The following is a 21,365-nucleotide window of genomic DNA, read 5'->3' as shown; positions in this document are numbered from 1 at the left end:
GTTGTACCCCCATTTACCCCAAGGCAGAAGTTTAAAGTTCACGTGTGGGCGCACGGCGCCCCTACGGCCCCTTCGCGTAGCAGGACTGTAGGGGCACTGCTGGCCCGCCGATCGCCATCGATTCTTCTGCTATTGGGCGTGAACAGCGGGCTTGAAGCTGGGGCGACGCGATTCGTACGCAGCGATTGCATCCTCGTTGCGGAGCGTAACGCCGATGTCATCCAGCCCTTCCATCAACCTCCAACGGGTGTAGTCATCAATATCGAAGCGGTAGGTATTTTCACCCACCGTGACCGTTCGGGCCTCCAGGTCCACGGTGACCTGGGTTTCTCCTGCTTCCAGCTGTTTCCAGATGAGCTCAATATCTTCTTGCTCCATCAATCCAGTAAGCAGTCCGGATTTTCCAGCGTTGCCGCGGAAAATATCAGCAAAGCGGGAAGAAAATACCGCGCGGAAACCGTATTCATTCAACGCCCACACGGCGTGCTCACGGGAGGAGCCGGTGCCAAAATCACTGCCCGCGAAAAGCACCGAGCCGTCCTTGAATTGCGCCTGGTTGAGTACAAAGTTGTCATCGGAGCGCCAATTTGAAAATAGGCCATCTGAAAAGCCGGTACGCTTGACCGACTTCAAGTAGCGCGCGGGGATGATCTGGTCAGTATCCACGTTGGAAGCGCGCAGGGGCACGCCCGTTCCCGTATGCGTAATAAATTTCTCCATTGTCAATGCCTTTCTAAGCGCTTAATCCAGATCTGCCGGGCTAGACAGGTAACCGGTCACGGCAGTCGCGGCAGCCACCTGCGGGGAGACAAGGTGCGTGCGCCCACCAGGGCCTTGTCGCCCCTCGAAGTTGCGGTTGGAGGTGGAGGCGGATCGCTCGCCCGGAGCTAATTGATCTGGGTTCATACCCAAGCACATCGAGCAGCCGGCGGTACGCCACTCCGCGCCGAACTCTCGGAAGACTTCGTCGAGGCCCTCCTCCTCCGCTTGGGCCTTGACCACGGCGGAGGACGGCACGACCATCATCCGCGTATTGGCAGCGATGGTGCGCCCCTTGACCACGTCGGCCGCAGCGCGCAGGTCTTCAATGCGGGCATTGGTACAGGAACCGACGAAGACGGTATCTATTTTGATATCGCGTAGCGGAGTACCTGGCTGCAGGTCCATATACTGCAAAGCCTTTTCCACAGTGGCCTTTTCATTATCGTCACCACAATCTTCCGGATCTGGGACCTTCTCCCCTAACGGAAGGCCCTGTCCAGGATTGGTTCCCCACGTAACAAATGGGGTCAGCGAGGAGCCATCAATTTCCACGACAGTATCGAATTCTGCCCCTTCGTCCGTGGGAAGTGTCTTCCAATACTCAACTGCAGCATCCCAGTCTGCTCCTGTGGGAGCGAACTCGCGGCCCTTGACATACTCGAAGGTCGTCTCATCGGGAGCAACCATGCCGGCGCGGGCTCCTGCCTCAATAGACATATTGCAGATGGTCATGCGCGCTTCCATGGACATCTTGCGAATGGCCTCACCGCGATATTCAATGATGTGGCCTTGCCCGCCACCGGTACCGATTTTGGCGATAATGGCCAAAATGAGGTCCTTGGCAGATACCCCCTCTTGCAGCTCGTCAGTCACCTCGATAGCCATAGTTTTGAATGGCTTTAAAGAAAGCGTCTGCGTAGCCATGACGTGTTCTACCTCAGAGGTGCCAATACCCATGGCGATAGAACCAAAGGCGCCGTGCGTGGAGGTATGCGAGTCGCCACACACGATTGTCATACCCGGCTGGGTGATCCCCAGCTGCGGGCCAACTGTGTGCACAATGCCCTGCTGGGCATCACCCATAGAGTGCAAGCGCACTCCAAATTCCTCGCAATTCTTGCGCAGGGTCGATACCTGGGTGCGAGAAACCTCATCCTTGATTTCCAAGAGGTTTCCGGACTTGATGCCTTGCGTGGGTACGTTATGGTCCTCAGTGGCCAGGTGCAGTTCAGGGTGACGAAGCTTGCGGCCGGCCAGCCGCAAGCCATCAAAGGCCTGCGGACTGGTAACTTCATGTAGTAGCTGAAAGTCAATAAAGATAAGGTCTGGCGCCCCAGCATCGCCGTGTTGGACGACGTGATCGCGCCACACTTTTTCTGCCAATGTCAGCTTCTGGTTCATAAACATCTCTCCACACTTGAAATCTCATAAGTTGGGACGTAGATTTCATTGTATGGGAGAGTATAGCGCAGTTTCCGGAATAAAGGTGTTGGATCGAGCAATGGCCATTATGATGGCCGCCGCCAACCACCCCTCCACCCTCAATGAATTATGCGAAACCACGGGGCTGCCTCGGGCGACAGCGCACCGATTGGCCACCGCACTCGAAGCACACCGCATCCTCGTTCGCACCCCCGATGGAAAGTGGAAGGCCGGCCCTGCCCTCCCCGGCAACCGCGATCATCTCCTCGAGGCAGCCGGGCCAATCATGGAGAAACTGCGCGAAGACACCGGAGAATCCATCCAGCTCTACGAGGTCACCGGAAATACCCGTACCTGCATTGCCACCAGGGAGCCGGAATCCGGCCTCCACAACGTCGTACCAGTCGGGCGCCAGCTACCGCTTAGCTCCGGCTCTGCCGCGCGCATCATTGCCGCATACGTAGACATCAATACCGATAACGCCTCGTTTACCCAAGAAGACATTGAGGCGGCCCGAAACCAAGGCTATTCCGAGTCTATTGAGGAACGCGAAGCCGGCTTAGCCTCCATTTCTGCGCCGGTTTTCGATAGTTCCGGAACCTTCCTCGCAGTACTGTCAATTTCCGGATCGGTCGAGCGCTTCCAACCTTCCCCGGCCCAGAAATACGCCGACATTCTCACTTCCGCCGCACGCGAATTGAGCAATCTCCTCTAAAGCCCCCCAGCTTTACGACGCCCGCCTCCACCTAGCCCCAAGGAGGCGGGCCCTTTTATTTCCCAAACCGGAAAATTAGAGAAACGCGCCCACACCTATTGAAACTGAAATGAAAATACGGTTTAATGAAAACACACTGAAAACAACTGGGAACGTCCCCTACCAGAGAGGATCAGGCATCATGACCCACAACACCCACGAAGACCATACCCACACCCATGGCGCCGATTGCGGCCACGTTTCCTTCCCGCACGGTGACCACACCGACTATCTCCACGAGGGCCACATTCACCGTGAGCATGATGGCCACTGGGATGAGTGCGAAACCACCGAGCACGTTGAAGCCGAGGCCCACGCCGACCACACCCATGGTGAAGGCTGCGGCCACGTAGCGATCCCGCACGGCGACCACGTGGACTACCTGCACGACGGCCACCGCCACGCCGCCCACGGCGATCACTACGACGAGCACTAAGCGCCTATCGGGGCCCAGCCCCACGTGCTTGCCGCCTAGGTCCCTTGAACTGAGGACCCAGGCGGCTTTTTCTATGCCCACCCTACTGCTGAAATCGTCCCCGAAATTCACACCAGAAACATATCTGCAAGCTCGACGGGACGCGCTCTCTCATTTCTGTTAAAACTGACAGTCAGGCTATTAGTTCTTTCCGGTTGGGTGTTACGATTTTTCGAGTGATTACTAGTTGGAAGATTTTTCTTCAAGATTTTGTCCGCTTGTGGCGGACCCCGCAGGTCTGGGTGATCCTCATTGGTTTGATGATCACCCCAGCCCTGTATTCCTGGGTAAACATCTCCGGTTTCTGGGACCCATACGGAAACACAGAACACCTCAAGGTCGCCGTAGTTAATGAGGACAAAGGCGCATCCTCGGAAATGACTGGCCACTTAGACGTCGGCGGGCAGATGATTGACAAGCTGCATGACAATGACGAGCTGGGCTGGCAGTTCATGGACAGGCAGGAAGCCGAAGACGCCGTTAAGAAGGGTGACGTCTTCGCCTCGGTGATTGTCCCCGAAGACTTTTCGGCAGATTTCGTGAGCCTTTTTAAAGGTACCTATTCTCAGCCCACGCTGGAATATCACGTCAATGAGAAGCTCAACGCCATTGCACCGAAGATTACTGATACTGGCGCTTCGACACTAGACACCACCATCAGCTCGACCTTCAATGAGCAGGTAGCGGATTCGGTGGCTACGGAGCTAAAGAACTCCGGTGGCGATTTGAGCCAGAAGATTAACAGTACCGCAAGCAAGACCGCGGATTCTTTTTCAGAGACCGCAGATACGGTAGCTAACTCCCGCAGCCAACTTGCTGACGTGCATTCCACCATCGAGGATGCGCGCCCAACTATCGCGCAAGCCCGCAAGTCTTTGGGCACGGTGCAAAAGACCATCGACGATGCCCAGACCGCCTTGGATGAGCTGAACGCTATAACCGCAGAGGTCCAGCGGGAAGTCACTTCTTTCTCGGACGATGCCACCGCCGCCTATGTAGAAGGCACGACCGCCATGGCGGACGGCACCGCCTCCGCCAATGCCACCGTAGGCTCGGTCTCCGGCAAGCTGCGCGGCGCACTCAACCGCGTAGGTGCCGCATCTGCGGGCGCGTCAGGAATCGTCGGTGAAGCTGACCGGGCAATCGATCAGCTCGATAAGCTTGCGTCTTCACCAGCCCTGCCCCCACAGGTTTCCCAACAGATTAAGGATCAGGTAGGAGACCTCCGCAAACGCAATGATCAAAATAAGGCCGTTCTCGGTGACTTAGATACTCTCAACGGCGATACGAACGACACCATCGATTCGCTCAATAAGACCACGGGCATGCTGGAAGAGATGGCTGCCCAAACGCGCGATGATTCCCACGCGCTGCGCGATAATGTAGCCGAAGGCCTACCCAAGCTCAACGCTGCGCTGTCCGACGTCACCGCTACCACCGGCAAGCTTTCCGCCTCGCTCGAAAGCCAGCAGGCACTGGTCGGGCAAACCGATGGGCTCTTGGGGGGCGTCGACGAGCAGCTAAGCCAGGCCCAGCAAGTAGTTGAGCGTTTTTCTGTGGACCTCGACGGCATTGAGGAGGGGCTTCGCGCCTCCCGCAGCGACGTGATTGCGCTGAGCAATACTGCCAATAACAATTCCATCCTGCAGTCTGTCAAGGGCCTTAACACCGATGAGGTGTCTTCCTTCCTTGCCTCCCCTGCGGAGATGGAAAGCCACGCCGTATTCCCTGTAAAGCACTATGGTTCCGGCATGTCCTCGCTCTTTATCAACCTCACGCTGTGGATCGGCGCGTTCATGCTGCTCATCATCTTCCGTGCTGAGGTAGACCCGCAGGGCCGCAAGGACCTCACCATTACCAAGGCTTACCTTGCCCGCTTCCTTTTGCTTTCCTTCTTTGCCATTGCCCAGGCACTCATCGTGTCCATCGGCAACCTGGCCATTGGTGTTGAACATGCCAATGCATTGGCCTACGTCGCTACCGCGGTCATCGTGGGCCTGTGCTACCTGAGCATTACCTATAGCTTGGTTTCTACGTTTGGACACGTAGGCCGCGGCATCGCGGTGGTCTTCGCCTTCATCCAGATTCCGGGCGCATCCGGCCTCTACCCCATTGAGATGACGCCGGACTTCTTCCGCGCGGTGCATCCATTCCTGCCCTTTACCTACGGCATCGATGCCATGCGCGAGACCGTCGGTGGTTTCTACGGCAACCACTATGCGCGCGACCTTGCCGCGCTCATCGGCATGGCCGCGATCGCTTACCTCATCGGTACTGTGATGCGCCGCGGCCTGTCCAACGTCAACATGCTGGTCAATGACGAACTGCATAAGGGCGGTCTCGTTATCAATGAGCAGGTCCACCTGGTCGGCAGCCGGTACCGCTTTACCGACCTCCTCTATGCCTTGAATGACCGCGAGGCGTACCAACAAAGCTTGGAGGATAAGTGGAGCATGGCCCGCAGGAATTACTCCCAGCTGATGAAGATTACCGTCGCGGTAGGCCTAGCGTTAGTCGTCGCTTTGGGCATCTACTCACGCATTAACCCTGAAGAAAAGGCCATCATCTTCGGCCTGGCCTGCCTGGTGACGCTCATTGCGGTGGGCGTTATCTGCTCCCTTGAGTACATCAAGCAGAGCATCGCGCACGATAGCCGCCTGGCGGATCTCAGTGATGAGGAAATCCAGGAGCACCTCGAGCACCGACAGGAACACCCAAACCGCTACCTCCTAGAGGACTTAGACGAGGAATCCACATTTTCTAATGCCAGCGAGACCAAGGAAATGCCCGCCGTTGATGGCGATGACTCCGGAAAGCGAGGCGAGTAAGTCATGAAAAACATCCTGACCATTCTCCGCGATGACCTCCACGCCATTCGCACCAATGTAATCACCGCGGTCATCATCTTTGGCCTTGCCATCATCCCGTTGCTTTTCACCTCCTTCAACGTGTTGGCCAGCTGGGATCCCTTTGCTAATACCGACCAACTCAAGATCGCTGTGGCCAGCGAGGATGAAGGCCACGAAAGCGACCTCGCCTCCCTGAAACTGAATTTGGGCGATAAGGTGCTCTCACAGCTCAGCCGCAATCAAGATATAGATTGGGTCATTACTGATAGCGCCGATGCCGTCGAAGGAACGAAGTCTGGCGAATACTATGCCGGCATTGTTCTGCCCAAGGACTTCAGCGCGGATTTGCTCACGTTTTATGTAGAAGGAACCGAGCCAAGCAAGCTCAACCTCTATACCAATGAGAAGAAGAATGCGCTGTCTACCATCATCACGCAAAAGAGTGCGGACGGCGTCATCCAGAAAATCAACGAGTCCTTCACCCGCGTGGTATCCAATGTCGGCCTTGGCGTCGTCTCGGATTTTGATAAATACCTTAATGAGGACGATACCCAGACTGCACTCAATAACCTGCACAACCGCGTCAATAACGTCAGCACTCGCCTCGATGCTGCGGCTGGCACCGTAGGTGCACTAAGCAATCTGGTCGACTCCACCCTGCCGCTTACGCAGGCTGCGGACAATATCCTCGCCGAGGCTGGCCGCCAGGCTACGGAGACCGACAATGACCAAGGCGAAAACCCCATCGACGTTCTGCGCTCTACCCTCAATGACTCGGCTGGCTCGCTCGACGCTTCCTTGGCGGCTACAACGCAAAGCTACGACGCGCTCTCTGCCCAGGTTGATGAGTTGCTCGATAATGCAAGCACCACCAGCGCACAAACGGCGCAGACCTACCGCACCGCAGCTGAGCGTGTAGACGAGCAGACAAAGGCCTTTGAGGGAGTTCGCGCTTCCCTCAAGGACCAAGCCGATAAGGTAGCTCTACCAGCTCCAGTCGCGGGTGGATATAAGGCGATGATGGGTCAGATTGATGCCTCCATTGCGCAGAGCAACGCGCTGCATGATTCGCTGGTATCTACCGCCGATGACCTTGAGCAAGGTCGTGGCACGTCCCAAGACTCCCGCCAGCGCACCAAGGATGCCATCGCTAATGCCAAGCAGGCTGCTGAAAAGGCACGCAATTCCTATAACGAGAACCTCAAGCCCCAACTAGATCAGCTCAACCAGAGCGTTTCGGTGGTCGCGGACGATATTGATGCTGTCAAGCAGGACATCGCAGGCATTCGCTCTTCGGTCTCCCAGAAGGAGGGGTCGCCACAGCAAAGCCTGGCGCGCGCCCGCGATACCACCGCCAGCCTTGCCAGCACCCTGCGGGAGCAAAGCGGCCGTTTTGCTGACATGGGCCGAAAAATCGACGAGGCGCGCCGTGGCGGCGATTTAGACAAGCTAGCGGATATCGTCGGCAACGATCCAGAACTGCTCGCCTCCCGCATCGCCGCTCCCGTGGCTGTAGACCGCCAACCGGTCTACCCTGTCGCTGCCTTTGGCGTGGGTATGACGCCGTTCTACCTCGCCTTGTCCCTATGGGTAGGCGCCCTTCTGGCATGCGTGCTGGTGCATACCAACGCCGAGCGTAAATACTTGCGCAAGGACGAAAACGGAAAGTACGACGAGAGCGAATTCACCCGTGGTCAAGCGTTCTTCGGCCGCTTTGCCACACTCGGCCTGGTCGGCCTCGCGCAGGCCACCTTGGTGGTCCTCAGCCTCATCTTCTTTGTCCAGATCGAGCCCGCGCACCCATTCATGCTCATGTTCGCCGCATGGATAGTCTCGCTGGTGTTTATGTTGATCATCTATTCACTTGTCATCACACTCGATAGTGCCGGCAAGGCCTTGGCGGTGTTGTTGCTCGTGATACAAGTCTCTGGCTCCGGCGGCGCCTACCCGCTACCCTTGCTGCCTGAGTGGTTCCAGAACGTGAGCCCGTGGCTGCCAGCGACCTACGCCATTGATGCTTTCCGCAGCGCCATTGCGGGCATCTATCACGGTGACATTTGGCGCGAGTTGGGCATGCTACTGCTGTTTACCATCCCGGCACTCATCGTCGGCCTCATTCTCCGCCGCGCAATGGATGCCTATCACAAGCGCCTCAAGAAGGCGATTAAGAAGACGAAGGTCATGGCGTAGCCGCGCTTGGCGACATCTCCCCTTCCGCCCTTCCTACACCTCCCACCAAGCCCTTTTTCACGGCTTGGTGGGCTTCTTTCATGGTTCGGGTCCCACGCTAGTGCCCCAAGGACCTAGAAGGGGCAGAGAAAGCCGCATATGCATCCACTAAAGGGACTCGGATACCCTTCCTATCGCTAGGTCTAGCTCCTTCTTAAGAGATTCGCTCGAACGCGGCTATCGAGCACGAAACCACTTACGGCCCACCTGAGCCCCTACTAAAAGACCGCTACGGGAGTCTGCGTCCCAGTTTACTTCGGCTCCCAAACCGTCCCGAGGGCAGGACGGTTAGCCCTTGGACGTCGAGGCCTCCCCTACATGCCGCTAAACCGCACAGGTTTTGAATAAAGAAAAAGCTGCGAGCCATCTGGCTCGCAGCTTTCCGTTGGTACCCCGTACGGGATTTGAACCCGTGTTACCGGCGTGAGAGGCCGGCGTCCTAGGCCGCTAGACGAACGGGGCGCGTTCGCAGCAATCGCACACTGTGCGTTGCGGACTTGTTAAGAGTAAACGATGGGTTAATTCAGCACAAATCGCACGGTCAAGGACGGTTTTGAGGGAAGGCGAAGGAAAACGCAAAAATTCCCGAGCCCGGTACTGCAGTGAGGGTTCTTCGTGGCCGAGGTGCGGATCGAATCAGTGGTTATTCCGCAAGCAATCTGTGGATAGTCCGTGGCCGAGAACGCTGTGCTAGTAGGACTCGGGATGGCGCTGTGCGTCGAAGTGCATATGCTGCAGGCTCCTATACTTCGTACAAACGTTGGTGGGAAGGAAGTTGTGGATTATAGCGTTACTACCTGGCTGTGCTTTCGGGCTGTGCGCCTTGGCTGTGGTGCGTTTCGCTTTCTGTCACCCGCTCTCCTTTCTGTTTGTTTTCTGCTGTACTTGCAGTCTATGCCTACGCATGCAGGACAGGAAGGGTTTTGCACAACTTCGCGGTGGTCTTAGCCCTGGTCTCATTGGCAGCAGGCTGCGGCCTGCGCAGATAAGGCTAATGGTCTGGGGGTAGGTTATAACCAGTTTTGCTCGCGTCGTGGTCGGAACCCAGACTGACGCTGGAAAAGACGCTGGAAAAGACATTGCCCCGGATATGAAAAATCCTCCAGCCTTTGGGCTGGAGGTCTTTGTACCCCGTACGGGATTTGAACCCGTGTTACCGGCGTGAGAGGCCGGCGTCCTAGGCCGCTAGACGAACGGGGCTTAGAACTAGTGAGCCTGCCGTTTAAAGCATTTTCACTGCTGGCCTACCAGGACTCGAACCTAGAATGGCGGTACCAGAAACCGCTGTGTTGCCAATTACACCATAGGCCATTTGCTAACTTGCGCTGGAAGCTTACCGCCTTTCGGCTGTTCTCCCTTGCTCGCTGCAACGTGTAATAACTATAATGATCATCGCGTAAACTGCCAAATCGCCAGCGCACGACCCATTTTCAGGCCAGTAGAAGGTTAATAAAAATGCGGCGAATGACAGCGCTGTAGTTCAGCTGCCATTCGCCGCATCGAAGGGCGGGATTAGACATCTATCGCCGCCTTACGGGAGGCACTCCCCCTACTGTGCCGCCGGCACGTAGGGAGTCACTTCACGGGCCGCACGAAGGCGGGCCAGGGTGGACTCCTTGCCCAGCAGCTCCATGGACTCAAAGAGCGGCGGGGAAACCTGGGCGCCGGAAATGGCTACACGCAGTGCTCCGTAGGCCTTACGAGGCTTCAGCTCGAGGTCTTCAATAAGGGCCTTAGATAGTGCCGCCTCGATATTCTCGGTCTTCCACTCCGCAACGCCCTCGAGGGTCTCGATACCCACCTCGAGCGGCTGAATGGCCTCTTCCTTGAGGTTCTTCTTCGCTGCCTTCTCATCAAGCTTTAGGTCGGCATCCGGGGTCACCAAAAAGCTCATGAGGCCATAGGCATCAGACAGGGTCTTGATGCGGGTTTGTACAAGGTCAGCGGCGAAGGCGAACTTCTCGCCGTCATAGTCGGCCGGGAAGTCCGTGTACTCGGTCAAGTAGTTACGCAGACGGAAGGCAAACTCTTCTGGGTCCAGCTGGCGGATGTGGTCCGCGTTGATGGCCTCGAGCTTCTTCTGATCAAAGCGTGCGGGGTTACCCAGCACGTCGTGGACGTCGAAGTTTTCTACCAAGTCATCCATGCTAAAGATGTCCTGGTCCGCGGACAGGGACCAACCCAGCAGGGACAGGTAATTGAGCATGCCCTCAGGGATGATGCCGTTATCGCGGTGATTAAACAGGTTGGACTGCGGGTCGCGCTTAGATAGTTTCTTATTGCCCTCGCCCATCACGAAGGGCAGGTGGCCAAACTCTGGGGTGAACTCGGCAACGCCGATCTTCTTAAGGGCGTCGTAAAGCGCGAGCTGACGCGGAGTAGAAGAAAGCAGGTCCTCACCACGCAACACGTGGGTGATGCGCATCAGGGCGTCGTCGACCGGGTTAACCAGGGTGTAGAGGGGTGCACCATTGGAGCGAGCCACCACATAGTCCGGCTGGGTCTCAGACTTGAAGGTCATCTCGCCACGCACCAGGTCGGTCCAGGTCCAATCCTGCTCCGGCATGCGCAGGCGCCAGACAGGCTTGCGGCCCTCAGCCTCAAAGGCGTCGATCTGCTCCTGGGTGAGATCGCGGTCAAAGTTGTCATAGCCCAGCTTCGGGTCACGGCCAGCAGCCTTGTGGCGCTCCTCCACCTCTTCAGCGGTGGAGTATGCCGGGTAGACAAATCCGCCGTCGATAAGCTTGTCTAGGACCTCTTTGTAGATGTCCATGCGCTGGGACTGACGGTAAGGCTCGTGCGGGCCGCCAACATTGATGCCTTCATCCCAGCCCAGGCCAAGCCAGGTCAGGGAATCAATGATGGCCTGGTAGGACTCTTCAGAGTCACGGGCGGCATCGGTGTCCTCGATGCGAAATACCAGCTTGCCACCGGTATGGCGGGCATAGGCCCAGTTGAATAGTGCGGTGCGCACCATGCCTACGTGCGGTGTGCCGGTTGGGGACGGACAGAATCTAACGCGTACTTCAGTCATGCCCACCATCGTAGTGGAGGCGCCGATTCCAGTCCGCACCAGCCCAAGCGCCCCTGAATCCTGCCCGGCGCGCAGCGGCTTGCAGTCTATTCCTACACGCAAATTGGGGTAATTGGAAACGGGTTTCACTACAAAGCCACTGGTCGGTGAAATCGGTTTCCATTACGGCTAGCAGGTTATGGGATTCATTTTCTATAGTTTCTGGTGAACTTGTGAGAACTGTAGAAAGGCCTTCCCAACTGTGGCTTCCCCACGCACCCGTTTCCTTGCCACGCTGAGCACTTTGGCACTTATCACTCCCGCCACGGCTGTCGCAGGCCCCGATGATGGCAAGCACATCGCTACCAATACCCACGTTGACTCCCCCAAGTCTTTCTGGGAGAACAACGATTTCGTCCTGAAGTCCGAGTTTGGCGGTCAAGAGCCCCCGATCGCAGACACTGTTGCCTGGGTGGGCAAGGGCTACAGCGCCACGGATAACAGCAACCAGTATCTCTATACGCTTCCGGCAAACGGGACCCAAGACTACATTGGGGCCCCAGGCACGACCTACTACACAGCGCCGCACCAGGTATCCGGTAATAATTCGCCCATTTGGCTGGGCTTTGGCGCAGATACTTCCTTACCCACGGACGAATTCCGTGACGGCGTAGCGTTCCTTGACTTGCTCAGCGTCGATGGCCCCGGCGAGGTAGAGCTTTTTACCAATAAAGATGATGAGGACGGCACCCAGCTGCACCGCATGCTCGGTTCCTTCCCGGATTCGCCGCACTCTGCCTACATTGTTGCCGGCACGCATACGCACAACTCCACTCTGTTTACCAAGCCCGGACGATACCGCCTGACCTACCGCACCAGTGCGCGCGGCAAAGACGGCCGGCTCATCGCCAATGAACCGCAGACCACAACGGTTCAAGTAGGCGGCCAGAAGCCCAAGAATGAGAAGACTCCAAGCTTGCAGGAACGCTTTGCCCAGTCCGCGACTGGCGACGCCGCCGCTGCCGGCTACAGCCTACGCATGGCCCCTAAGCACAATCCCGAAAAAGACGGCGATGACAAGCTCACCACTATTTCCTTCGACGCTAAAAATAAGGCGCAGGGTACCCTGACGCTGCTTATCGACGGCTACTTCCTCACCGACCTCCCCGTTAAGAATGGCCGCGCGCAGTGGGACGAATACATGGGGCCAGAGCCTTCCCAAGTGCAGGCCGTATTTACCCCAGAGGGTGATGCCCCGCGCTGGATTTCTAATCCCCTTGACGTCCAGCCTGGCGCGTCCGTCCAGACAGATTCTTCTTCTGCCGCCGAGACGTGGCAGGAAGCTTCCCGCCCGCGCCAGCTTGCCCCTACCCAGGAAACCGAGCTGGAGGAGCTGGGCTATACCATCCGGATGCGCAAGCAGGGCAAGGGCGGCACCAAGATCGTGGTCGATACCGAGGATAAGAACTTCAACGGCCTTCTCACCGGCGGTCTTTATGATGCTAAGGATTCCAAATACCCCACCGTGGATCTTGAAACCCCCATTACCAACGGGCACGGCGAGGTTGCCTTTGACGAGGGCGAATACTTCACCGGCTCTTATGCAAAGGTCAATCTCTTTCCTCATTCCACCGTGAAGGCCGGGCATGCAAGCAGCGTGATTACGGAGTCCTTTGCCTTCGGCGAAAACTACGAAACCACGGGGCGGTTCTCCACTTCCAATGAGGAACCGGACACCACTCCCGGCAAGGAAGACTCGCCTTCCCAAGCGCCGAAGCCAGGCGCAAATGAAGCGGAAGCCGACACGCACCAGTGCAGCGAGAAATACCTACTGGACCGTGGGCACGTGGACATCAAGGCTCAACCTGCCGAGGGCGGCTTTAGTACCGTTCTGCGCGATGACACGGCACAGGTGGATAAGAAGTCTGTCGACCGCAAACTTGATGACGTGGTGCTCGGCGTACACGATAATGCGCTCACCCGGCGCAACGAGAAGCTTGCGGGCAAGGAGTTCGACTTCCTCGGAAAACCCGGTGAGCGCTTCTATCACCTGCCGCAGACACAGAATCAACACATTATCTGGCCGGGTTATAACACTCAGGACTTGGATTATTCCGCGACCAAAGACAATGCCGTCAACCTCAACCTGAAGCCCACCTCCACCCCAGACGGGGCCGAGTGGGGCGCCTTTATCGACGCCTCGCATGGCAAGGGCTTTTCGGTCTTGGCGAACTCCGCGGCCAAGGACTACACCATCGAGACCAACTTTCCGGCCCACACCCACACGCACTGGGCCTTTTCCAAGCCCGGTGTCTATACCTTCGAGGCCACCTATACGGCCACGGGGAAGGACGGCAAGGAACTTAAGTCCGAGCCGCAAACTCTGACCTTTGCCGTCGGCGATAAAACCCTAGATTCTTGTTCCTCCCGCAAGCCGAGCGACTCCGAGGGCGAGACACCCAGCGAGAGGCCGACCGAGAAGCCGGACGAGAAGCCGGACGATGCCGCTAAGCCCGAAGAGCCAACGGGATCCTCGTTGAGCCCGTGGAGCTTAGTCCTCCCAGCGGTCCTCGTGGTGGTCTTCAAGGCCTTCTATAACTTCTTCCGCGATAACGAAGACCTCATCCGCCGGCGCTTCGGCCTCAAGTTCTAACCCACCCCAACCCAACTGACTAGACGGGACACCACAATGCATCAATCCCACTCTCCTGCCTCCCGCCGCGCCCCACAGTGGCGCCGGTTCATGTCGGTACTCGCTGCTGTCTTTGCCGCAGTCTTAGCGTTCTTCTCGCCCGGCGCAGCGTTGGCCTTCGATGAGGTCTTTGATTCCGGGCACGTCGACGCCTTCTACGTCACGGCCCCTGATGGCACGCTGCACCTTTCGATGAAGGAAGACATCACGGGGTCTGCCGTTCCGCGCTCTGGCGATGACGTAGTGCTCAAGGTCGTCGAGGATGCCTGGTCCGATGCCACCGAGGGCGTGCCAGAAATCGGCCAACCCACCTATTTCCTGCCACAGGCCCAAGACCAGCGCATCATCTGGCCGGGTTGGGATACTCAACCCGCCCGCGATGGCGGCTTCGAAAGCGTTGATCTGGAATTTGCCGAGGTCTCCGGCCCGGGCACTGTGTATGTCTTTGAAACCAGCAGTTTTGGTGGCATCGATGCCGTGACCGATTCCGGTTCCATGGAGCTCACCAGCGGTGAGGTCATCAACCAGCCCAATCCCGCTCACCGGCATGTCAACTGGGCTTTTAGCGAGGCCGGCACCTACACCATGACGGTGCGCGCCCATTCCAATGGCGAGTCCAGCAATGCGGTGACCTACACCTGGGAGGTAGGCGACGGCGGCGATGCCTCCACCGCGGATCGCGCGGCTGACTCCGGCGATGGCACCACTGACCAGGGAGATACAAATACAAAGCGACCTGCAGGCAAGAGCGACGCGGCAGGCTCGGGCACGTCCGGCGCAGCAACAGGCGAAGAATGCACCCCGGGCATGACCCCGCAAATCAAGGACGATACGGTCTCGCCCTCCGAGTGGCGCGATGCCGATGGTGCCACCTTCTACCTCTCCGATAAATCCAGCGTGGATCTCCCCCAAGAAGTAGGACCAGTGCCAGCAGGAAAGGCCTGGATGATTGGTTCTACCCAGGTCGACGGTGTTCCGTGGTTAGGGGCGAATACCCAAAGCCCATCGATGCGCGAAAATATCCCCGGCGATGTCACCTGGGAGCTGGTGGGCTTCAAGGGCCCCGGCCCGATGATGGTCTACTCCCAGGGCGGGCTGGGCAAGGTCGTTGGCGAGGAGTGGTTCCGCGGCAACGCTGATGCGGCGGAAGGCACCCATTCCATCGCCCCGAATACTCACGTGCACCCCAACTGGGTCTTTGGCGCCCAGGGAACCTATGACGTCACCATCCGCCAAGTGGCTCAAACCGGTGAGGGAAAACAGGTTGCCGGTGAGGCAACTCTCCATTTCGTCGTCGGCGGCGATGAACCGGCCAAGGCGTTTGATAACGGGCACTTCGACCTGGGAGCTGCCGTGAATCCAGACGGCGGCGACTGTGGGAATGGCGCGGCGGCAGGTGGGGCGTCGGCAAGCGCTAGCGGCTCTACCTCACCCACCGGATCCAGCAACGGTCAGTCGGCGCAGGCACAAGGCACGGGCGGTTCTTTAGCCAATACTGGGACCCCCATCGTGCCCCTCGGCATCGGGGTGTTGGGCCTTGGCATGCTCTTCCTCGGCCTGGGCATTGCGCGGCTGGCCGTAGCTAAGGCAGCGGACTAATGGGGCGTTCATGTTCCCACAATCGCCGGCACCTTACCGTAGGAGCACTTTTGGCCAGTTGCCTGCTCACCGCTAGTTGTGCGTCCTCAGCCGCACATGATGCTGGGACCGGAGAAGGATTCAGCGTGGTGGCCACCACCCCAATCCTGGCAGACCTAGCGCGCAACGTGGCAGGAGAAGATGCCCAGGTCAAAAGCCTCATCCCCAGCGGCAAGGATCCGCATACCTTCGAGCCAACGCTGCGCACGGTGCGCGATATTGCCAATGCCAACCTGGCGCTTAGCAACGGCTACCTGCTGGAACCGCAAGCTCTTATCGATACGCTGCACGAGTCCACCGACGCTCCCGTGGTGGAGGTCGCCGACGCTGCCTCCACCCGCGGTGCCACCCTGGTGCCGCTGGTAGAAGATGTATCCTTGGATGCCATTTGGCTAGGACTGCGCATCAGCGGCGCCGCGCAACACTCCTCCGGGGTAGACTTTCGCATGGTCTCAGCCGACGGGCCGGGCGACGTGGCGGCCTATGTGGTCTCCGCCTTCGGTACCCCGGAGGTCCTCTTTAACTCGGCCGATGGCGTCGATGGCAAGGAAGACGCAGTAACCCTTCCTGCCAACGCCCACACCCACGTCTCTTGGGGCTTTTCCCAACCTGGGATCTACCGCCTTGGGTTTCAGGCCGACGGCACCGAAGTCCAGCACCTCACCGTGGCCGTGGGCGTCAACCCACCTAAAGGAATGCAGGCCATTGATTCCGGGCACCTGGATATTGAGGCAAACCTGGCGCAGCACCGCATTGACCTGCGCGACCAAGACAAGCGCTTTGACCCCGCCACCACCGCGGTATCTATCCCCTCGTCAGTGCTGCAGCCCATCCCGCCGGATCCTGCCTACCGCTTCCTCGGCGCGCCGGGCTCGGATACCTACCTCTTGCCGCAGGCCGTGCTGGGCAAGCACATCCACGGCGAGGTGGATCCGCATTTATGGCACAACGTGGACAACGCTATCGCCTACGTGGATGTCATTGCGGAGGAGATGGCGCAAGCAGATCCCTCCCACGGTGCCGCCTACCGGCAGCGGGCAGCGGCCTATACCAAGCGCCTGCGGGACACGGATGACTATGTAAGCCGCGCCATTGCCTCTATCCCTGCTGAAAACCGGCATCTAGTGACCACGCACCATGGCTACGCCTACCTCGAGCAGGGCTATGACATTTCGGTGGCAGGATTCGTCACGCCCAACCCGGCCATCGAGCCTTCCCCGCGGGAGGTCATAGCGTTGCGCCGCACGCTGGAGAACCTGCATCTGCCTGCTGTTTTTGTCGAGCCCGTACAACAGGCCAGCGCCGACACCCTTACCCAGGCCGCCGCGGAACAAGGCGTGGCGCTGTGCCCCATTTATGGCGACACGCTGGACGACACCGTCGGCTCCTATATCGACCTCATGAAGTTCAACGCTGATTCACTCCAGCGTTGCCTGAACCCCAATTCCACTAATGGAGAAAACAATGCTTAAATTCGCTACCCGTACCGCTATTCGCACCGCCGCCTGCGCCCTTACTGCCGGCCTTGCTTTTTCTACGAGCCCTGCCTGGGCCGGCGACCTCGCACAAGTCGTCGGCGCCGAGGAACAGGTCGCCCCACAGGGCGAGGACAAGGTCATCGACACCGGCCACGTTGACGTTGGCGCTTTGCTCAACGGCACCGATTCCGAACTCATGGCCCGCGATGATGCCGGCGACAAGCCCGTCTGGCGCCACCTAGATGATCTTGTCTTTGCCGTGGGCGATAAGGCACAGCAAACCCTACCGGAGACCGATGACTTTGGCTTTGTAGGCGCCGATTCCGGCGAAAAGGTCTGGGTAGTTCCCCAAACCGAGCAGGTCGGGGTTCCCTGGCTGGGTTGGAATACCCAAGCGCCCTCGCTTGTCGATGCCGCCGATCGCGGAGTCACCATGGAATTCCTCGGCCACTCCGGGCCCGGCGATTTCTCCCTTTTCCTGCAAAACGGCGGTTTTGAAGCACCACAGCTGTTGTGGTCTACCGCGCAAAAAAGCGACGAAGACTTCTGGGTAGACCTCAATACCCACACCCATGCCAACTGGACGTTTACAGAGCCAGGCACCCATCAGGTAGGTATCAGGGTCAAAGGCAAGACCAAAGATGGCGCCGATTTCAGCACCGATGGCGTGCTCACCTTTGCCGTGGGCGATGATGCCGATGTCCAAGCGGCCCAAGATACTACTTGGAATCCAGACGATGCCCAGACCACAGGCTCTTCCATCCCCACTTGGGTCTTTATCCTCGCCGGCGTGGGTGCCGTCGTACTCCTGCTGGCCCTTGGCCTAGTACTGCGCTCTTCCAAGCGGGGCGATAGCCGTGGCTAAACCGCTCATTTCCGTTGCCGACCTGGACGTATCGCTATCCCACCGGCGCGTAATCACCGGTGCGAACCTAGAGGTCCACCCGGGAGAATTCATTGGGCTCTTAGGCCCCAATGGCGCGGGCAAGACCACGCTTATGCGCGCCATTTTAGGGCTTATCCCTTCCTCCGGAACTCGCAGCATCTCCGGCACCGTGGGGTATGTTCCCCAGCGTCACGAGGTGGAATGGGGCTTTCCCATCAATGTCTATCGCACCGTGCTCAGCGGCCGGACCGGCCTTATCGGCTGGCTGAAGCGACCGCGCGCTAAGGATCATGCCGCAGCAGCAGAGGCGCTCCGACTGGTTCACATGGAAGAATTTTCTACCCGCCCCATCGAAGAACTCTCCGGTGGTCAACGCCAGCGCGTGCTCATCGCCCGGGCCCTCGCCACACAACCACACGTGCTGCTGCTCGATGAGCCCTTTACCGGACTAGATGCGCCCAATACCGAATCGCTCCTCGAGCTTTTTGAAGAGCTTTCCCACCGCGGAACATCCATCATTATGTCCACTCATAACCTTTCTGAAGCCGCACATTCTTGCCACCGCCTCATTCTCTTTAACGGCACCGTGGTAGCCGATGATTCTGCGTCGACCCTTCTTCACCAGACGGATCCGTGGACTAAAACCTTTGGCGTGCGTGCCGGTTCCCCTTTGCTTTCTGCCATTGGAGTCAGCGCATGATAGAAATTTCCTTCCTCGATTTCCTGCGCGACCTGGTCAATCCCCACCTTGACTTTCTCGCCCGCGCGGTAGGCATCTCTTTGCTTGCGGCCATCGTATGCGGCGTCATCGGCTGCTATGTCGTGCTACGCGGCATGGCCTTTATTGGCGATGCCGTCTCCCACGCCGTATTCCCGGGACTAGCCATTGCCTTCGCCCTGCAAACCTCGGTGCTCGTGGGTGGCGCAGTCGCCGGTGCGGTTGTGGCCTTGCTCATCGCCGCTTTTTCGCAGCGCCGCCACGTGCGCGCGGATTCCATCATCGGTATCTTCTTCGCCGCGGCCTTCGCTTTGGGCATGGTGATAATCTCGCGCACCGATGGTTATAGTGCCTCGCTGACAAGCTTCCTCTTCGGCTCACTCACTGGCGTTTCCCGCACCGATATTATCGTCGCGGGCTGCGTGTGCGCCGTAGTTGTCGCCATCGTTATTGCCTTTGGCCCCCAGCTCAACGCCACGTGCTTGGACCGGGAAACTGCCCGCGCAATGGGCTTGCCTGTCTTTGTTTTGGACATCATTTTGTACCTGTGTGTCACGGCCGCAGTGGTCATTTCCGTGAGCACCATCGGCAATATCTTGGTTCTCGCGCTGCTTATCACTCCGGCCGCGACAGCACGCCTGCTAAGCACAAATCTAAAGACCATGATGTGCCTTTCTGCCCTCATCGGTGCGCTGTCGAGCTTCCTCGGCATCTACCTGGCGTGGGCCATTGATCTGCCGGCCGGCGCCACCATCGTGCTCACCCTCACCGCCATTTTCTTGGTTGTATGGGCCATCCATCCACTGCTCGGCGCCCGCAAGCACGCAGGTGCCTCGCTTTCCGACGCCCCACACCCCACCCCACGAAAGGAATCCGTCTCCTCATGAAACCTGTCTGCCGCACCGCGGTGGCCCTTGGCACCGCGGGACTGATAAGCCTCGGCGCCCTTCCGGGAGCGGGAGTAGAACTCTTCGCGCCCGCCACCGCATATGCAGAAGAATCCACCGATTCTTGCTCTGCCAGCGACTTCGACCTCATCACCAAGGGCCACCAGGATATGGCGCTCAGCGGCGATTCCGGCGATCTCAGCTTCCAGGTCAAAGATGATGATAAGGACATCGAGCATGACTCTGAGTCCTTTGCCATTGAGGTATCTGATGACCTTAAACAACCGCTATCGGAGCTCGGTGATTCTTCCCTGCCCGATGAAGGTTGGATTCTGCCGCAAACGCAAGACCCCGATGCTCCTTGGCTAGGTTTTAATACCCAAGAGCTGTCTCAGGATCTCCTCACCGCTGGAGACACCGCTACTTTGAGCATGGCTATCGCACAGGGCCCTGAGGATGGCCGCATCCTGGCCTACCAGGTGAATCTTGGTGACCCCAAGGTGCTTATGGACACTGCCGATGGCTCTGCCTGGGACTACCCCGGCAACTCCCATTCCCACCCGGCCTTTGCCTTTACCGAGCCGGGTACTTACGCAGTGAGCTTTACCTTCGAGCTTCCCGACGGCTCCCGACACCACTTGCATGCCGGCTTCCTCGTCGGCGAGCAGGCAGATGCGAAGGATCTATGCGGTGTGGACTATGCCGATGCGGATGGTGCTTCCGGCAACAGTGGTGACTCAAATAGCCGCCCCAAGCAACTGGAAAAAGACGTCAAAGACGTAGACAAAGCCATCGCCGGGTTGGACAAAGAGCTCGACAATACCCTGCAGGAGGGCCAGAAATTCCTAGAAGGTGGCAAGACACAAGAAGACAAGAAGGGTTCTGACGAGGACAGCGCGGGCAAGCGCAAGCAGCCCTCCCGCACCAAGGAAAAAGACGCTGGGAAGGATGGAGCGCCACGTAAGACGCCGTCCACGGGTTCGGCTCACGCCTCTGGTACTACTCGAAAGTCTGGTGCTGGTTCTGGGGCTACGACCCACCATTCGGCTAGCCGTGTTAATGATTCTGCCTCCACTGCGAAATCCGGAAAAAGCGGAGGCGCTGGCACGGGCTCGCACCGTTCTGCTTCCACCAGCGGTTCTTCCCACTCGACGGCCAAAAAGTCCACCGGCTCTCGGGACGCAAAGTCCGCAAAGCGTACCAAGGGCAAGGCCGCAGGCACCGCTGGTGCACAGAGGGTGCCGGATGCTGGCGCTGCGGAAGGCAGGGACTCTGAGAATGTACTGACTAATGCCGCTGCGTATACCGCCACTCTGGCTAAAAGCAGCTTCTGGGCGGGCCTTTTAGCCGGACTAGGCGCATTCGCTCTGGTGCTCGGAATCGGCCTGTTGGTCTATGTCCAGTTCTTCCGCAAGAAGAAGGCCCCAGCGCAGCAGCCGGCCGATGATGCCACGGCAAACTTGCCGCGCGTCGACTAGCCCAGTGCTAGTCATCGGCCAACAATAGAACTAGGCCCAGAGGATCTCTCCTCTGGGCCTAATCCGTGGCTAAGCGCCGCTGTT

At 58.4% G+C, this 21,365-nt stretch carries 14 protein-coding genes and 3 tRNA genes; 11 read left to right on the top strand and 6 right to left on the bottom strand.

The window, feature by feature from the left end; genetic code table 11:
• Positions 1-129: 129 nt before the first annotated feature.
• Together leuD and leuC are read right to left on the bottom strand one after the other, a co-directional pair.
• Complete coding sequence (gene leuD, locus CORTU0001_RS04595) at positions 130-720, bottom strand: 3-isopropylmalate dehydratase small subunit (protein WP_005327780.1); 591 nt, start codon at positions 718-720, stop codon at positions 130-132.
• A 21-nt stretch (positions 721-741) separates the two neighbouring features.
• Positions 742-2,163 (bottom strand): 3-isopropylmalate dehydratase large subunit, encoded by a 1,422-nt coding sequence (leuC, locus tag CORTU0001_RS04590; protein WP_005327777.1) that lies wholly within the window; start codon positions 2,161-2,163, stop codon positions 742-744.
• A 52-nt stretch (positions 2,164-2,215) separates the two neighbouring features.
• Here leuC and CORTU0001_RS04585 point away from each other — a divergent pair, with 52 nt between their 5' ends.
• From CORTU0001_RS04585 to CORTU0001_RS04570, 4 genes are all read left to right on the top strand, one after another.
• Positions 2,216-2,899 (top strand): IclR family transcriptional regulator, encoded by a 684-nt coding sequence (locus CORTU0001_RS04585; protein ID WP_034668162.1) that lies wholly within the window; start codon positions 2,216-2,218, stop codon positions 2,897-2,899.
• A gap of 181 nt (positions 2,900-3,080) precedes the next feature.
• Positions 3,081-3,374 (top strand): hypothetical protein, encoded by a 294-nt coding sequence (locus tag CORTU0001_RS11925; protein WP_083798063.1) that lies wholly within the window; start codon positions 3,081-3,083, stop codon positions 3,372-3,374.
• 215 nt (positions 3,375-3,589) lie between these two features.
• Positions 3,590-6,241 (top strand): YhgE/Pip domain-containing protein, encoded by a 2,652-nt coding sequence (locus CORTU0001_RS04575; protein WP_034668160.1) that lies wholly within the window; start codon positions 3,590-3,592, stop codon positions 6,239-6,241.
• A 3-nt stretch (positions 6,242-6,244) separates the two neighbouring features.
• Positions 6,245-8,452: a YhgE/Pip domain-containing protein gene (locus tag CORTU0001_RS04570; RefSeq protein WP_005327757.1), complete on the top strand. Its 2,208-nt coding sequence runs from the start codon at positions 6,245-6,247 to the stop codon at positions 8,450-8,452.
• 425 nt (positions 8,453-8,877) lie between these two features.
• Here CORTU0001_RS04570 and CORTU0001_RS04565 read toward each other — a convergent pair.
• The 4 genes from CORTU0001_RS04565 to gltX form a co-directional block, all read right to left on the bottom strand.
• Positions 8,878-8,953, bottom strand: a tRNA-Glu gene (locus CORTU0001_RS04565).
• A gap of 665 nt (positions 8,954-9,618) precedes the next feature.
• Positions 9,619-9,691: transfer RNA gene (locus tag CORTU0001_RS04560), tRNA-Glu, on the bottom strand.
• A 39-nt stretch (positions 9,692-9,730) separates the two neighbouring features.
• Positions 9,731-9,802: transfer RNA gene (locus tag CORTU0001_RS04555), tRNA-Gln, on the bottom strand.
• A gap of 238 nt (positions 9,803-10,040) precedes the next feature.
• On the bottom strand, positions 10,041-11,534 hold the full coding sequence (gene gltX, locus CORTU0001_RS04550; RefSeq protein WP_084771627.1) for a glutamate--tRNA ligase: 1,494 nt from the start codon (positions 11,532-11,534) through the stop codon (positions 10,041-10,043).
• A gap of 232 nt (positions 11,535-11,766) precedes the next feature.
• On the opposite strand from gltX, the gene CORTU0001_RS04545 reads away from it, so the two are divergent.
• From CORTU0001_RS04545 to CORTU0001_RS04515, 7 genes are read left to right on the top strand one after another with little or no spacing between them, the layout of a single operon-like run.
• Positions 11,767-14,157, top strand: a complete 2,391-nt coding sequence (locus tag CORTU0001_RS04545; RefSeq protein WP_005327746.1) for a choice-of-anchor M domain-containing protein — start codon at positions 11,767-11,769, stop codon at positions 14,155-14,157.
• Between the two features lie 36 nt (positions 14,158-14,193).
• On the top strand, positions 14,194-15,795 hold the full coding sequence (locus CORTU0001_RS04540) for a choice-of-anchor M domain-containing protein (protein WP_005327745.1): 1,602 nt from the start codon (positions 14,194-14,196) through the stop codon (positions 15,793-15,795).
• Entirely contained in the window at positions 15,795-17,306 is a 1,512-nt protein-coding gene (locus tag CORTU0001_RS04535; RefSeq protein WP_005327744.1) for an anchored repeat ABC transporter, substrate-binding protein, read from the top strand. The genes CORTU0001_RS04540 and CORTU0001_RS04535 overlap by 1 nt, the downstream gene beginning before the upstream one ends.
• On the top strand, positions 17,299-18,177 hold the full coding sequence (locus CORTU0001_RS04530) for a choice-of-anchor M domain-containing protein (protein WP_005327743.1): 879 nt from the start codon (positions 17,299-17,301) through the stop codon (positions 18,175-18,177). The genes CORTU0001_RS04535 and CORTU0001_RS04530 overlap by 8 nt, the downstream gene beginning before the upstream one ends.
• Positions 18,164-18,898 carry an anchored repeat-type ABC transporter ATP-binding subunit gene (locus tag CORTU0001_RS04525; RefSeq protein WP_084771625.1) on the top strand — a complete coding sequence of 245 codons (735 nt, stop codon included), beginning with the start codon at positions 18,164-18,166 and terminating at the stop codon, positions 18,896-18,898. The genes CORTU0001_RS04530 and CORTU0001_RS04525 overlap by 14 nt, the downstream gene beginning before the upstream one ends.
• Positions 18,895-19,803 (top strand): anchored repeat-type ABC transporter permease subunit, encoded by a 909-nt coding sequence (locus CORTU0001_RS04520; RefSeq protein WP_005323315.1) that lies wholly within the window; start codon positions 18,895-18,897, stop codon positions 19,801-19,803. Before CORTU0001_RS04525 ends, CORTU0001_RS04520 begins: the two co-directional genes overlap by 4 nt.
• A complete protein-coding gene (locus CORTU0001_RS04515) occupies positions 19,800-21,281 on the top strand; it encodes a choice-of-anchor M domain-containing protein (protein WP_005323316.1) in 1,482 nt (493 codons plus the stop codon). Before CORTU0001_RS04520 ends, CORTU0001_RS04515 begins: the two co-directional genes overlap by 4 nt.
• Positions 21,282-21,365 lie beyond the last annotated feature (84 nt).

It is taken from the genome of Corynebacterium tuberculostearicum SK141 (assembly GCF_000175635.1).
In the GTDB taxonomy this organism is placed as follows: domain Bacteria; phylum Actinomycetota; class Actinomycetes; order Mycobacteriales; family Mycobacteriaceae; genus Corynebacterium; species Corynebacterium tuberculostearicum_C.
Note: the sequence above shows the minus strand (reverse complement) of the source record. Positions and strands in the feature narration are given on the sequence as shown.

Excerpts from the sequence above, each read along its gene's own strand:
- CORTU0001_RS04520 (WP_005323315.1), top strand. The coding sequence starts at position 18,895 with ATGATAGAAATTTCCTTCCTCGATTTCCTGCGCGACCTGGTCAATCCC.
- CORTU0001_RS04515 (WP_005323316.1), top strand. The coding sequence starts at position 19,800 with ATGAAACCTGTCTGCCGCACCGCGGTGGCCCTTGGCACCGCGGGACTG.
- CORTU0001_RS04535 (WP_005327744.1), top strand. The coding sequence starts at position 15,795 with ATGGGGCGTTCATGTTCCCACAATCGCCGGCACCTTACCGTAGGAGCA.
- leuD (WP_005327780.1), bottom strand. The coding sequence starts at position 720 with ATGGAGAAATTTATTACGCATACGGGAACGGGCGTGCCCCTGCGCGCT.
- gltX (WP_084771627.1), bottom strand. The coding sequence starts at position 11,534 with ATGGTGGGCATGACTGAAGTACGCGTTAGATTCTGTCCGTCCCCAACC.
- CORTU0001_RS04585 (WP_034668162.1), top strand. The coding sequence starts at position 2,216 with ATGGGAGAGTATAGCGCAGTTTCCGGAATAAAGGTGTTGGATCGAGCA.
- leuC (WP_005327777.1), bottom strand. The coding sequence starts at position 2,163 with ATGAACCAGAAGCTGACATTGGCAGAAAAAGTGTGGCGCGATCACGTC.
- CORTU0001_RS04570 (WP_005327757.1), top strand. The coding sequence starts at position 6,245 with ATGAAAAACATCCTGACCATTCTCCGCGATGACCTCCACGCCATTCGC.
- CORTU0001_RS04530 (WP_005327743.1), top strand. The coding sequence starts at position 17,299 with ATGCTTAAATTCGCTACCCGTACCGCTATTCGCACCGCCGCCTGCGCC.
- CORTU0001_RS11925 (WP_083798063.1), top strand. The coding sequence starts at position 3,081 with ATGACCCACAACACCCACGAAGACCATACCCACACCCATGGCGCCGAT.
- CORTU0001_RS04540 (WP_005327745.1), top strand. The coding sequence starts at position 14,194 with ATGCATCAATCCCACTCTCCTGCCTCCCGCCGCGCCCCACAGTGGCGC.